14 protein-coding genes and 1 pseudogene are annotated in these 13,492 nt (G+C 46.4%); 4 read left to right on the forward strand and 11 right to left on the reverse strand.

Features of this window, described 5'->3' with window-relative positions; translation table 11 throughout:
• Positions 1–34: 34 nt before the first annotated feature.
• The gene (locus KHQ79_RS18890; RefSeq protein ID WP_225516532.1) at positions 35–1,114 is read right to left on the reverse strand and encodes a helix-turn-helix domain-containing protein; all 1,080 of its coding nucleotides are present in this window, start codon (positions 1,112–1,114) and stop codon (positions 35–37) included.
• A gap of 233 nt (positions 1,115–1,347) precedes the next feature.
• On the opposite strand from KHQ79_RS18890, the gene KHQ79_RS18895 reads away from it, so the two are divergent.
• Complete coding sequence (locus KHQ79_RS18895; protein ID WP_225516534.1) at positions 1,348–1,731, forward strand: RDD family protein; 384 nt, start codon at positions 1,348–1,350, stop codon at positions 1,729–1,731.
• 37 nt (positions 1,732–1,768) lie between these two features.
• On the opposite strand, the gene estA is transcribed toward KHQ79_RS18895, so the two are convergent.
• Both estA and KHQ79_RS18905 read right to left on the reverse strand, forming a co-directional pair.
• Positions 1,769–2,407, reverse strand: coding sequence for a lipase EstA (estA, locus tag KHQ79_RS18900; protein WP_003241287.1), 639 nt, complete (start codon positions 2,405–2,407; stop codon positions 1,769–1,771).
• Between the two features lie 171 nt (positions 2,408–2,578).
• Positions 2,579–3,712: a type II asparaginase gene (locus KHQ79_RS18905; protein ID WP_225516536.1), complete on the reverse strand. Its 1,134-nt coding sequence runs from the start codon at positions 3,710–3,712 to the stop codon at positions 2,579–2,581.
• Positions 3,713–3,930: 218 nt separating this feature from the next.
• Here KHQ79_RS18905 and lmrA point away from each other — a divergent pair, with 218 nt between their 5' ends.
• On the forward strand, positions 3,931–4,497 hold the full coding sequence (lmrA, locus tag KHQ79_RS18910; RefSeq protein ID WP_003241293.1) for a transcriptional regulator LmrA: 567 nt from the start codon (positions 3,931–3,933) through the stop codon (positions 4,495–4,497).
• A 54-nt stretch (positions 4,498–4,551) separates the two neighbouring features.
• Complete coding sequence (gene lmr(B), locus KHQ79_RS18915) at positions 4,552–5,991, forward strand: lincomycin efflux MFS transporter Lmr(B) (RefSeq protein ID WP_225516635.1); 1,440 nt, start codon at positions 4,552–4,554, stop codon at positions 5,989–5,991.
• A 42-nt stretch (positions 5,992–6,033) separates the two neighbouring features.
• On the opposite strand, the gene KHQ79_RS18920 is transcribed toward lmr(B), so the two are convergent.
• Positions 6,034–7,146, reverse strand: a complete 1,113-nt coding sequence (locus KHQ79_RS18920) for an aminotransferase class V-fold PLP-dependent enzyme (RefSeq protein WP_225516538.1) — start codon at positions 7,144–7,146, stop codon at positions 6,034–6,036.
• Between the two features lie 79 nt (positions 7,147–7,225).
• On the opposite strand from KHQ79_RS18920, the gene pcp reads away from it, so the two are divergent.
• A complete protein-coding gene (gene pcp, locus KHQ79_RS18925) occupies positions 7,226–7,873 on the forward strand; it encodes a pyroglutamyl-peptidase I (RefSeq protein ID WP_225516540.1) in 648 nt (215 codons plus the stop codon).
• On the opposite strand, the gene tatC is transcribed toward pcp, so the two are convergent.
• The 7 genes and pseudogenes from tatC to KHQ79_RS18960 all read right to left on the reverse strand — a co-directional run bounded on the left by tatC (position 7,870) and on the right by KHQ79_RS18960 (position 13,472).
• Positions 7,870–8,595, reverse strand: coding sequence for a twin-arginine translocase subunit TatC (gene tatC, locus KHQ79_RS18930; RefSeq protein WP_019257374.1), 726 nt, complete (start codon positions 8,593–8,595; stop codon positions 7,870–7,872). The two genes, pcp and tatC, sit on opposite strands and share 4 nt — an antisense overlap.
• Before the next feature lie 60 nt (positions 8,596–8,655).
• Complete coding sequence (gene tatAD / locus KHQ79_RS18935; protein ID WP_225516542.1) at positions 8,656–8,868, reverse strand: sec-independent protein translocase protein TatAD; 213 nt, start codon at positions 8,866–8,868, stop codon at positions 8,656–8,658.
• A 13-nt stretch (positions 8,869–8,881) separates the two neighbouring features.
• Positions 8,882–10,633 carry an alkaline phosphatase PhoD gene (gene phoD / locus KHQ79_RS18940; RefSeq protein ID WP_003241303.1) on the reverse strand — a complete coding sequence of 584 codons (1,752 nt, stop codon included), beginning with the start codon at positions 10,631–10,633 and terminating at the stop codon, positions 8,882–8,884.
• A gap of 18 nt (positions 10,634–10,651) precedes the next feature.
• Positions 10,652–10,828: pseudogene (locus tag KHQ79_RS18945) on the reverse strand (hypothetical protein).
• 79 nt (positions 10,829–10,907) lie between these two features.
• Positions 10,908–11,639, reverse strand: a complete 732-nt coding sequence (locus KHQ79_RS18950) for a vWA domain-containing protein (RefSeq protein WP_148982910.1) — start codon at positions 11,637–11,639, stop codon at positions 10,908–10,910.
• An 83-nt stretch (positions 11,640–11,722) separates the two neighbouring features.
• Positions 11,723–12,151, reverse strand: coding sequence for a cell wall hydrolase CwlJ (cwlJ, locus tag KHQ79_RS18955; protein WP_003241308.1), 429 nt, complete (start codon positions 12,149–12,151; stop codon positions 11,723–11,725).
• A gap of 82 nt (positions 12,152–12,233) precedes the next feature.
• Positions 12,234–13,472 carry a serpin family protein gene (locus KHQ79_RS18960; protein WP_225516544.1) on the reverse strand — a complete coding sequence of 413 codons (1,239 nt, stop codon included), beginning with the start codon at positions 13,470–13,472 and terminating at the stop codon, positions 12,234–12,236.
• Positions 13,473–13,492: the final 20 nt, after the last annotated feature.

The following is a 13,492-nucleotide window of genomic DNA, read 5'->3' on the forward strand; positions in this document are numbered from 1 at the left end:
CCTTGAAAAGCCCGGCTTTTCAAGGTTTTTTTCATTATGAGGATAACGCTTGTGCAAAACGGTCCGCTTCATCCTGCAGTGTGCTTTCAATTTCTTTGTAACGGCTGGAAATCGTTGATGCGCTGACGCCGTATTTTTTCGCCAGTTTGGCTTGAGAAACGGACGCGCCGTTAAGAGAAATTGCATTCACATAATATTCAACTGCAGCCGCAAAAGCTTCCGGTTTTCTGATGACAGGTGATTTTTTCTCGCAGAATGTTTTCCAGATATCAATGACAGCCGGAATCAATTCAGTCGGATACTCATCTCCGCTCAAGCCTTCTTCGATAGCCGCAGCTGTTTCTTTCTCCATGTCGTTTGCCCACTCAACACTGCTTTCTTCCGCTGCTGTCTCTGCTTGCGGCTCTTCATCTTTCTCCGCTAACAGCGCGAACAGAACATTGTTGAATTCCTGCTTCATGAACTCCTCCGGCGTTTTGCCGTTCTTCACAGCGGCATCCGCATATTTCTTCACCTTGCTGATCAGTGCTTCTGTTCTCTTCACCGGGAAGATCGTGAACTGCATGAAGAATTCCGCTTTTTCCGCTTCGTGGATTGGATATCCGAGAATCAGGCTTCCCACTGGCGGGAGGTCTTGGTTATGGGCGTCCATTTCCACTTCGAATTGTTTTTTCGTAATGACATCTTCAAAGTGAATGACACCTTCTTTCAGGTCTTGCAACAGCAATAAAGCAGGCGTCATGCTCTTCCATGATTCAACGATCTCACGCGTTTTCGGACGAGTGATCGAATCGCCTTTTTTCTGAAGGTACTCTTCGAAGATTGTCTTTTCACCAGCAAGCTGATGGAAGAAGATTCCCCAGATTCCTAAATTAAATACGCTGATGTCTTTCGTCTGTCTGTCCATAGCAGAAAGAAAATCATGCTGGTTGATAAAGCCTGAAATGCTTTCTCTATGTACTGTGAAGGCATACTCCACTAAGTCTTCCTGAATTTGTTTCGCTTCTTTTGCCGCTAGTTCTGTCGGGAAGTCGACAACTTTACTTCCGCAGCATTTTTTATATTTCTTGCCGCTGCCGCATGGGCAAGGGGCATTTCGTTTCACTTTTCCCACAATAAACCCTCCGAATTCTGTTGTAACTTTTCTATTTTAACAAAAATAACTTCTGAGGGCTTGGTTTCGGGCTAAAAAAGAATTTGGTAATATGATAAGTTGGCTGATGATGTCAATTTACCTATGACTTTTACACCAACTTTTGTGATTTAAGACTTATAACCTATTCCCACTTTAGGCCCTCTTTTTTACAATGGTTAGGTATTTATGTAAAATTTTAAGGAGTGTTTATGTTGGAACCAGCTGGTTTTATGCTGCGCGCCTGCGCTCTTTTACTTGATGTGATCATTGCCGCAGCAGTGATTTTGGCAGCCGGATTTACGTTTGGCGACGGGTCCGCCGGCGTCATTATTATCGCCATATTGATGCTGCTTGTGTATCCTTTGCTGATGCCGCTGACAAATTGGAGGGGTACACTGGGCAAAAAAATCATCGGGCTGCAAATCGTGCGAGACGAAACATATGAAAAAATATCCGTCCCACAGGCGATTGTCCGTTACCTGATAGCGTGGGTGCATGTGTTCTCCCGCCTGATCTATTTGACAGCCGCATTTACGAAGAAAAAACAAGCCGTTCATGATATGGCTGCGAAAACAATTGTGCAGAAAGCAGAATAACCTTGAAGAATAGCATTCTTCAAGGTTATGTATCTCGTTAGTTCGTATTTTGGCCTCCGCCGTTCAGTCCTTCTTTAATCAAGCTGTTGACTTGGCTGTTCATCAATAAACCGATGTGCCCAACACCATGAATTTGAACGTTTTTAGCACCGTCTAATCTTGATAAATAATTCATGACAATCATATCGGCACTGCTGTAAATGGATGTGTATAAAATCTTTTGATTCGGATCTGTTCCTGGGAGCGCCTTGTTTGTCACCAAACGGTTCGCTCCGCCAAGCGTTACGACGTTTTCAATTTTATTTCCGCCGTCCAGATTTTTTATGTAGTAAAGTGTGTTCGCGCCCCCCATGCTGTGAGCGACAATATCCACCTTTTTCGCACCCGTTTCATCCAAAACCTTTTGCACAAATCGTGATAATACCGGGCCATTGTTATAATTCGTGCCTGTCTTGTCCCAAAAATCAACTGCATACAGCTTGTCCCGCGACCAGCCTTGAGACGCCAAATAACTCTTAATTCCCGCAAAATTGAATGACGCTCCTCCAATACCGTGAACCATCACGACTGGATTGTGTTCAGCGGCTTTTGCTGACGGCTGCATCGCAAACAGCGATGTGACGGACAGCATCAAAATTGTTACAAGTGCAATGAACTTACTTTTTACAAATTTCATAATATCCTCCTTTTTTTGTAACAAATTCTTCAATTATATTACTTTGACAAATTAATTAAGTAAAGGGTAATTTTTACTTAATTTTAATGAGATTTTAAGGTTCAGAGGAAATTTTGCTGTTTTTTGATCCTGAAATGCCCAAAAAAAGAAGGCCTTTTCGCCTTCTTTTCTTTAATACTCATTGAAATAAGCTTGGATCTTGTGTGGATCGTCTGTTTTGGTGAGCGCCAGCATCAGCAATATCCGTGCTTTTTGCGGGTTTAAAGAGTTCGATGCCAGCAGGTCTTTTTCCGCATAGTCTTGGTTTGGTGTCACGGCACCATTTCCCGTACGGGTTGAGCGCACCACAGTGACGCCTTTTTTGACTGCGCTGACCGCTCCTTTTTCGGCTGCGTCAGATAAAGACCCGTTCCCAGAACCAGCATAGACAATCCCTTTTGCTCCGGCTTTCACAGCCGCGTCAAACAGGTAGCTTCCGTCATTTTGGTATCCGTACATAATATCTACTTGCGGCAGCTGATCAAGATTAGAAACTGAGAAATCGGTATCCTTCGTATGCCTGCGGGTGATTTCATTATTAAAATAGATATCATCAGCTATCGTTCCGACGTATCCCATTTCTTCTGATTTAAATGTATCCGTTGCGGTTGTGTTTGTTTTGGTCACATAGCGGGCTGAGGCAATGCGGTCGTTAAGAACGACGAGCGCCCCTTTTCCTTTTGCCTCAGGTGTGCCTGCCACTTTAACTGCATTGTACAGGTTAGACGGCCCGTCGGCGCTGATGGCTGTGGACGGTCTCATAGAACCGACAATAACAACCGGTTTATCGCTTTTCACAGTGAGGTTCAAAAAATAAGCTGTTTCTTCCAATGTATCCGTTCCATGGGTCACGACGATTCCATCTACATCATCTGAAGCGAGCAATTTGTTAATGCGTTTCGCCAGCTTCAGCAATATTTTATTATCAATGTTTGTGCTGCCGACGTTAACAATCTGCTCGCCGCTAACGTTCGCAATGTCCTTCATTTCCGGAACCGCCTCGATCAGTGATTCAACGCCGACGACACCTGATTTATATTCAGTGGTCGAGGTTTTCGATTTATCGGCCCCTGCAATCGTGCCTCCTGTCGCTAAAATTTTAATGTTTGGCCGGTCCTTTTTTCCAGAGGCGGAAGCCGAAGAGACTTTTTGCGTCTGCGGTTTTTCTTTCGGGGATTCTTTTGTTTCAGGAGATTGTGAGCATCCGGTAAAAGCCAGCAATAGTGCGGTAAAAAGAGTGAGTATGAGCAATCGTTGTTTTTTCATCTGTTTCTCTCCTTACGTCCTTATGATGTTTAATGATTGAATATTTTATTTATTCAGTCAAAAAACGTGTCAGCTTTTCTCTCTGCTTTTTTCAAGTTGTCATATACTTCTTTTTTTGTTTTTTCATACAAAGAATTTTTCTTGACAACTGATGGTTGAATCAAGATAATAGACCAGTCACTATATTTTTGATTGCAATTCAGTAAGGTGGGAATGTTATGGGTTATGGAGATTCCCGTGAAAAAATCCTTTCGGCAGCTACCCGGCTTTTTCAGCTGCAAGGGTATTACGGCACGGGGCTGAACCAGATTATAAAGGAAAGCGGAGCGCCTAAAGGTTCTCTTTACTACCATTTTCCGGGCGGTAAAGAGCAGCTGGCGATCGAAGCAGTGAATGAGATGAAGGAATATATCCGCCAGAAAATCGCGGACTGCATGGAAGCCTACAACGATCCAGCGGAAGGCATTCAAGCCTTTTTGAAGGAGCTCTCCTGCCAATTTTCATGCACGGAAGACATTGAGGGCTTGCCTGTCGGCTTGCTTGCGGCTGAAACGTCATTGAAAAGCGAACCGTTGCGGGAAGCTTGCCATGAAGCCTACAAAGAGTGGGCCCTAGTGTATGAGGAAAAACTGCGGAAGACAGGCTACAGCGAGAGCCATGCTAAGGAAGCCGGCACCGTAATTAACGCGATGATTGAAGGCGGTATTCTTTTATCTTTGACGGCAAAAAACAGCACACCGCTCCTTCAAATCTCCAACCGCATTCCTGGTCTGCTGAAGAGATAAAAATGACATACTTATACAAGCTGAATGAATACATTCAGCTGACAGAGAGGGGTAATAATTTTGGAAACAGCAGCTAAAGCATCTCAGCAATACAAAGTGATGCCGATTATGATTTCCTTGCTGTTGGCCGGTTTTATCGGCATGTTCAGTGAAACGGCCCTGAACATTGCGTTAACCGATCTTATGAAGGAATTGAACATTACAGCGGCAACCGTTCAATGGTTAACCACAGGCTACCTGCTTGTACTCGGTATCCTCGTTCCTGTATCAGGATTGCTATTGCAGTGGTTCACAACAAGACAGCTTTTTATCGTATCGCTTATCTTTTCTATCATAGGCACGTTGATCGCGGCGCTTGCGCCAAGCTTCTCGTTTTTATTAGCGGCGAGGATCGTTCAGGCACTCGGAACCGGGCTTTTACTGCCGCTGATGTTTAACACGATCTTGGTGATTTTCCCGCCTCATAAACGGGGCGCGGCGATGGGAACGATCGGACTTGTCATTATGTTCGCGCCCGCCATCGGCCCGACTTTCTCCGGATTGGTTCTGGAGCATCTCAACTGGCACTGGATTTTCTGGATCTCTCTTCCGTTCCTGGTGCTGGCGCTTGTTTTCGGTATTGCATACATGCAAAATGTATCTGACATTACAAAACCGAAAATTGATGTTTTGTCTATCATTCTGTCGACGATTGGTTTCGGCGGCATTGTGTTTGGATTCAGCAACGCGGGTGAAGGTTCCGGCGGATGGTCCAGCCCGACTGTGATCGTCTCACTGATTGTCGGCGTTGTCGGTCTTATCCTATTTTCAATCCGCCAGCTGACGATGAAGCAGCCGATGATGAACCTCCGTGCATTCAAATACCCGATGTTTATTTTGGGTGTTATTATGGTGTTCATTTGCATGATGGTCATCCTTTCGTCTATGCTGCTTCTGCCGATGTATCTGCAAGGCGGCTTAGTCCTGACGGCATTTGCTTCTGGTCTTATTCTCTTGCCGGGCGGCATTTTAAACGGATTTATTTCCCCCGTTACAGGCCGTTTGTTCGACAAATACGGACCGAAATGGCTTGTCATTCCCGGATTTGTGATTGTTACTGTTGTCCTTTGGTTCTTCTCAAACATCACGACCACTTCAACGGCTGCGTTGATTATCATCCTGCACACTTGCTTGATGATCGGGATCTCTATGATCATGATGCCTGCGCAGACAAACGGTTTAAACCAGCTGCCGCGCGAGTTTTATCCAGACGGCACCGCTATCATGAACACGCTGCAGCAAATGGCGGGCGCTATCGGAACAGCGGTTGCGGTCAGCATTATGGCTGCAGGCCAGCATGATTATATGAGCACAGTCAAAAACCCTGCCGATCCGGCAGTCATCCCGCAGGCTTTGACAGCGGGCGTGCAGCACGCGTTTGTGTTTGCAATGATTGTTGCGATTATCGGTTTAATTGGCGCTTTCTTCTTAAAGCGGGTTAAAGTCGATCATTAATATGAAAAGCCCCTGACCTTGTGTTCAGGGGCTTTTTTATGTTTACATGTGGAGCGCGATTTCCGCGATTTCATCAATCGCATGACGCAATTCATCCTTAGTGTTATAAAAGTGAGGAGCGAGACGGATGACAGTGTCCCGCGGCGCGCAAATCACTTTTTTCTTCCTCAGCAGCGCCGCCGTTTCTGATGCCCGCTCATCCCGAATCGCAACCATGCCCGGCTGCTCTCCCGCTGATGCTATCGCTAGCTCCAGGCCTTTTTCAGCAGCATATTGAACTGCATCGGCACAGATCGTTTTTACATGTTCCCGGATATGAGAAACCCCGATATGATTCAGCAGTGATAAAGCCGCTGCCGCTGCGTATACGCTGATAAAAGCAGGGGTGCCTGTCTGAAAACGCCGCGCGCCTTTCGCATAAGAGGCGCCATCCCCGTTTTCCCGCCCGAACCAAGCAGATGCTTTTGGCTTCAGTGCATCCGCCAGCTCCTTTCTCACATAAAGAAATGCCATGCCCGGTATGCCGAGCAAATACTTTCGGGCGCCTGCCGCCAGCATATCAACGCCCCACGCCTTCACGTCAATGGGAATGTGCCCCGCTGATTGATAAGCATCCACAAATAACAAAGAACCCTTTCTCTTAGCAATGGCGGCGATGGCCTTTACATCCTGAATGCTGCCGTCACGGTAATGAACGTGCGGAACACATGTCAGCACTGTCTCATCCGTAATATGCGTTTCATATTGTTCGAGCGGCAGCTCACCGTCTATTGAAGGGATCACAGATACGTTATAATCGGATTGTGCCTGCAAAATATGAGACACAGCCGGAAAATCCATCTCTGTATACACAACATGCTTCTTTCTGAAAACAGACAAGGATGATACTGCAGAAACCAGCGCATCAGAAACTGACGGCACAATCGCAATTTCATCCGGTTCAGCCCCTATCAGCTTTGCAAACTCGATTCTGGCACTCTCTGTTTTTTCGATCGCTTCATTCCAGTTCGTCCCCATGTACAGCAGGCTGTCATGATAGTCTTTGATCGCCCTTGATACAGGCTCTGCCAACGCGCTCTGTGAGCAGCTGGCAAGCATGGTATGTGTCTGCACGATTGGGAACAGCTGACGATACTCCTGCGGCAAATGCTCCATTGTGATTCACTCCTTTTCATTATTTTGTGAAAAACCCATAAATAAACAATAGAATAAAAGGAAAAAAGGAGATGGGAAGATGAGAAAAAAAGTGCTGATCACAGGCTTCGACCCTTTTGACAAAGAAACCGTCAATCCATCATGGGAAGCGGCGAAACGGCTGAATGGCTTCGAGACGGATGAAGCAATCATCACAGCAGAACAAATTCCGACTGTTTTTAGAACCGCTCTGGACACTCTGCGCCAAGCCATTCAGAAGCATCAGCCGGATATCGTGATTTGTGTCGGCCAAGCCGGAGGGCGAATGCAGGTCACGCCGGAACGGGTGGCGGTCAACCTTGCAGACGCGCGCATCCCTGATAATGAAGGACAGCAGCCGATTGATGAAGAGATTTCTCCTGAAGGGCCCGCCGCTTACTGGACAGGACTTCCCGTTAAACGAATGACTGAAAAAATGAAGGAAAACGGCATTCCAGCCGCGGTTTCCTACACAGCGGGCACATTTGTATGCAACTATTTGTTCTACGGGTTAATGGATCACATTAGCCGTACATCCCCGCACCTTCGCGGCGGGTTTATTCATATCCCTTACATTCCTGAGCAAACCATCGACAAAACAGCGCCGAGCCTCAGCTTAGACACGATTGTCCGGGCATTGAGGATCGCCGCTGTTACGGCTGCACAATATGATGAGGATGTGAAATCACCAGGCGGTACGCTACATTAAGCGGCCGCCGTTTCGCTCGTCAGCCTTTTTTTGTAGACAAACGCCGATAGGGTGACACTTACTTCAAACAGGACAAGCAGCGGGATCATCACAAGAAAATCAGAAATAAAATCAGGCGGTGTAATCAATATGGATACGACGATCAGCAGAAAATAGGATAGCTTTCTTGCTTTGGCCAGCCTGTAGGGATTTAAGATACCCAATCTTGTTAAGAACATCACCACCAAAGGCATTTCAAACAGAAAGCCGAACGGCAGGCTCAAATTCACCATAAACCTGAAATAGCGGTCAGCCGTAAACATCGTTTCAAAATGGCCGGAAGACAAATGAGTCAAAAAGCTGAGCACGATCGGAAACAAGACGAAGTATCCAAAGGAGATGCCCGCCAAAAACAATGCAAACAACCCGGGTATGTACATGAGCGTCACCCTGCGCTCTGTTTTCGTGAGCGCCGGCGCAACGAAACGCCACAGCTGGTACGCGGCAACAGGGATGGAAGCCGCAATGGCACAAATGCCGGCAAGCATCATATACACCCAGAGGATTTCACTCGGGCCAAGCACAGCCAGCTTTCCGTCCAAATCTCTGATCAGCCAGTCATAAATGTCCTGCACAAACAAAAAAGCCGTGATGAGAAATAGAAGAAATGCCGCGAGGGTTACAATAATCCGGCGGCGAAGCTCTTCTAAATGCCCGATCAAATGGGTTTCTTTTTTATCCATTCAAAAAAGCCCTCCCTTTCATAAAAAAAGAGGCAGACCCGGTGTCTGCCTCATCAGCACTCAGCCCGCGTTTTTGTCCTGCTTTACCGCTGTCAGCTCAGCTGATTTTTCTTCTTTTTCATCACCAGACACAAGTGATTTTGTGGCGCTTTTAAATTCCAGCAGTGTCCGTCCGGCGGCACGCCCGATTTCCGGCAGCTTGGAAGGGCCAAAAATAATGAGGGCGATGACAAAGATCAGAATCAAGCCCGGTAAACCAATGTTTGAAAACATGTTTTTTCACTCCTTAATTCGTGATTTTTGCCCGTTTCTTAATCATTTGTTTTTCGTGGGCTTTGTTGTGAGCAAAGAAACGATCCTCCTCGACCTCATCGGATTGCTTCACCCCGCCTTGGATCGTTGTGGATGATACCTTTCTCAACCCGGTTTGGTCTTTCTGATAAACGAATGAAGCACGTGTTGAAATGGCTGCGCCCGGCTCTGTCACAAACGGTATCACCCGGTAATCAGCTTTCCACTGGTGAGGCGTCACTGTACAGCGGACATATCCGCGATAATCGTTAAAGAACTTGATATGCGGATTTTCCTTTAAAATTTGATCAGTATCCGCCCGCTTATCCGCTCCGTTTCCTCCGGATGTGATTGAGGTTCCGACAAATTCAGCCCCGAAAATTTTTGAGCTTGTTTTATTAAAATCGACATGCAGATTCGATGCCCAGCTTGCGTGTACATCTCCTGTCAGCACGACAACGTTATTTAGATTTTTGCTATTAATGAAATTGACGACCCGTTCGCGCTGAGCCGGGTAGCCGTCCCACGAATCCATGCTGTAGATCGGGCTTGCACTTGTCCCGAAATTCCACTTCGCAAAGAAAATCTGCTGCGCCAGCACATTCCAGTAGGCAGTCGAGCTGCTCAAATTGTTGAAGAGCCACTGCTCCTGTTCTTTTCCTAACAGAGTCCGATTCGGATTGAGTGATTCATCAGAAGGCGGCTTATTGCCGTCGTTATTGGCTTGGTCATCCCTGTACTGGCGGGTATCAAGGACATTGAAGGACGCCAGGTTTCCGTAGTTAAAGTGCCGGTACAGCTGCATATCCGGGCCATTCGGCAGAGAGGAGATGCGGAGCGGCATATGTTCATAGTACGCCTGATACGCAGCCGCACGGCGGAGCACGAATGCTTCAACCGACTGTCCTTTTTCCGGTATTTTATTGGCGTAGTTGTTTTCCACTTCATGGTCATCCCACGTCACAACCCAAGGGAACGCTGCATGAGCAGCTTTTAAATTGGCGTCAGAACGATATTGGGCATGGCGGTTCCGATAGTCTTGCAGCGTAATGATTTCCGCGCTGCTGTGCGTGCGGACATTGCCTGTTTTTGATACATATTCATTTGGACCGTATTCATATATGTAATCACCGAGATGGAAGACAAGATCAAGTTTTTCCTTCGCCATATGCTTGTAGGCTGTATAATATCCATGCTCATATTGCTGGCAGGAAGCAAACGCAAAGGTCATTTTCTCCACATTGGCGCCAGGGGCAGGAAGCGTTTTTGTTTTTCCGACAGGGCTTAGTTCATGACCGGTTTTGAAACGGTAATAGTACACTTTGTTTGGTTCAAGCCCGTCCGCTTCCACGTGAATGGAGTGGGCGAGACTTGGTTTGGCCATTTCAGTGCCCTTTCTCACGATCTTGCGGAAATGCTCATCCTTTGCGACCTCCCATTTGACTGGGACCGCCTGATTCGGCATTCCCCCGCCGTTCAGCGGATCTGGCGCCAGGCGCGTCCAAAGCACGACACTGTCAGAAAGCGGATCTCCAGACGCGACCCCTAACGTAAACGGATAGCTCGAGAACTTAGGCGCAGCATTTACTTCAAATGCACCAACTGACTGAGCAATGGTTAATCCAAGAGAAAGTCCTGCAATCTTCCCCGCTCCTTGAATAAATTTGCGGCGGTCAAACGTACTGTTTTGAAAGCTTTCCTCTTTTAGTTTTTGTACCCATTCATCAAAACGACTGTCGTATGCCATTCAAGATCCCCTCTCTTCTCATTGATCGCCTCCATTATAGGGAATCATTGTTAAATGGCTGTGAAGAAGTGTGAACCGATTGTAAGCGCTGAACTACAGAAACAGGTCTTCACTCACAAACCTGCCGCTGAAACATGCCGAAAGCTGGCTAAACGGCGCGTTTTCTGCATATTCTGTCGTTTGCAAGCCGCCCATTCGGACTATTTTTCTTCACATGATCTTAAAAAAACAAAAACACCGAGCCATTTCGCAAAATGACTCAGTGCCGTATCTGTTATTTCGAAAACAATCGGCTGAAAAAGCCCTTCTTTTTCGGCTTTTCAGCAGGAGGTTCTTGATCTCTTATAATTCCTTTTTCCTTCGCTTCTTTCAGCCAAAATGGAAATTCAGTAAGCAGAGCGTCGTAAAGCTCTTCATCAGAAATGGAGTCAATTTCTTCGATATGCAGGAAGTTTGTGTTGTCAACTGCACGCCCTTCTAACGTATCCAATGTATTGAGAAAATCGAAGTTTCCGTTTCCGATGCCGACAAACTGCCAAAACACCGGTTTATCAGAGGAAGCTTCAATGATCGGTTTGATCGACTTTTTACAGCCTCCGTCATTGATAAAAACGATGAAAGCGGGATATGAACTCGGTTCCTCCGCAACATATTTGCGCAGCACGTCTTTCATGACCGGCGGCTCATCATTTCTGCCGAATTTATGCAGACGGTCATTATTCAAAATTTCACGATCAACATAGCCCGAAAAATCTTTTTCAGAGACTGGCTTTAATCGGGAGAATTCATTATCATACACCCATACATCCAGCAAGCCGTTATCATCAAACTGATCAGCCACTGCCAAAATCCGTTCCACCACGTTTTGAACCGTCCCGTTTTTGTAGAGTGTTCTCATTGAACCCGTAATATCAAGCACCAGTCCGACACGAGCCGTCACCTTCGTTAATTGCTTTTTCTCCAGTACGATCTTTACGCTTTTCTTTTGCAGGTCGATTGTTGCCATTCTGTCATCTCCGTCAGCTCTTTTTTCTCCATTGTATATCTTTTCAAAGAAAAACACCGCTCAATTTGAACGGCGTCCTGTCTCTAAAATGTGTTATATACATTTTCACACGTTTCCGCTGTCGGCTGATAAAAGCAGTGTGACTTAAATCTGGCCACAAACGGCTGGTTATACCACTGGGATGGACAGTTTCCCTCCGGCCTGAAGTACCACAAACTAAATTTTGCAGGCCAGCGTCTTTCACCGTTTATTGACCGGCGTGCCAGGCTCCGCTCGCTTTCCCGTGCTCTTTGATAAAAATATCCATGAGTTACAGCCTCAAACGCGTGCGGCTGAAAAATCATCTGCCTGATGGTCCGGAGGCCTTTAAAATCTGAGCAATTTGCCCGCAACCGATTGATTCCCACGTTGCCGACAAGCAGCATCCCCTGCTTGCCTTCACCTTCCGCTTCTGCTCTGAGCAGCCTTGCCAGCAAATCGACATCCGCACTCGTTGCTTTCACGACCGCCATCACGTCACCTCCCCTTGATCTCCCTTCATCATATTTCATTACTTCAAAAGTGATGACGGAGGGACAAGAGAAGTTTTTAAATTTATTCATTCGGATTTGCGACAAAGCCTAAAAACAACAGGCATTTTGTTTGTTCATCTGTGATGACAAAGAAAAATGGGCGATCCGCCGTCAAGGTAACATCTGGCGTGAGTGCGGACTCAACAATTTCAGCTGACGAGGCAGCCGCAGCCTCGGTTCCTGCTTCATCCACCTTGATAAATGTATGGTGATTCACATCATCGATCGAAACACCGCGGCCTTCAGTAAACATGCTGGAAAAGTCTGCATCAGAAAAGACGGATTTCATCCCCATATCGCGAAGAGCATGTTTTACGTTATACTTTCCTTTCAGCGTAAAACGGGGCAGGCTCAGCTCTACTGTTTTTGGCTGAAATGCGCTGTCCCATGCTTTTATGTTTTGATACGTGAAGAGAGACAAGAAAGAAGCCAGCTTTTTCTTCGGCAGAAATAAAGTGAAAGAAAGATGTTGATCTTCATATGGAAGCTTGACTGCTTGGAACAGTTCACTTTCTAGGTATTCGTGGCGTGCAGTCTGCTTCATCATCAGCAGTTTTTTGGCCGATCCGTCAGGCAGAAAAAAATGCTCCTCAGCGGTCACATGCTGGTCAAACGGCAGCGCCCACTTTTCTTGAAAGTAAACGGCGTTTACCAAAAGAGAAACAGCTTCCGGCGAAAGATGATCCACTATGTCGTCAATATGCCCTTTTGTTTGGTGAGCCGTCCACTGATTGATCGAGTCCTCCGCGGTCTGAATATTGTCATCCATTTTAAAGATACTGCCGGAGAAGAATTGTTTAATCGTTTGTTTAAAGTCTGGCTTGGCTTCAAGCCTTGTCCATACAGCATTGGCCGTCAGCAGATCACCTTCAGGCAATGACTCAAACCTTTTCATGAGTGCCAACGATGACTTATTTATGCTGCTGTCATGAAGGCCTGATAAATATAAAGCAGCTTTGATTTCTTTTAATGTATCTCCCTCCGCTCCATTTGCAGCCATCAGCAGCACTTGCTGCAAGCTGTATGGGGAGATCAGCAGATTGTCAGTGAATCCGTCTTTATCTGACATGTTTTGAAACAACTCGGTTCCGAATATACGCTCCGCTTCAATAAAACCCTCATGAATGTCGTAAGCTTTGTTTTTTGCAGCATCAGATGAAGCAGGTGATTGAGCAGATGATGCCGGTTCTTCAGCAGGTGGTTTGCATCCGCCCCCGAAAAGCATAAACATCAGCAGCACTGTGAACATCTTTCCTTTCATACAAGCGATTCACTTCCTTT

It is taken from the genome of Bacillus sp. TSO22 (genome assembly GCF_020223595.1).
Classification (GTDB): Bacteria; Bacillota; Bacilli; order Bacillales; family Bacillaceae; genus Bacillus; species Bacillus inaquosorum.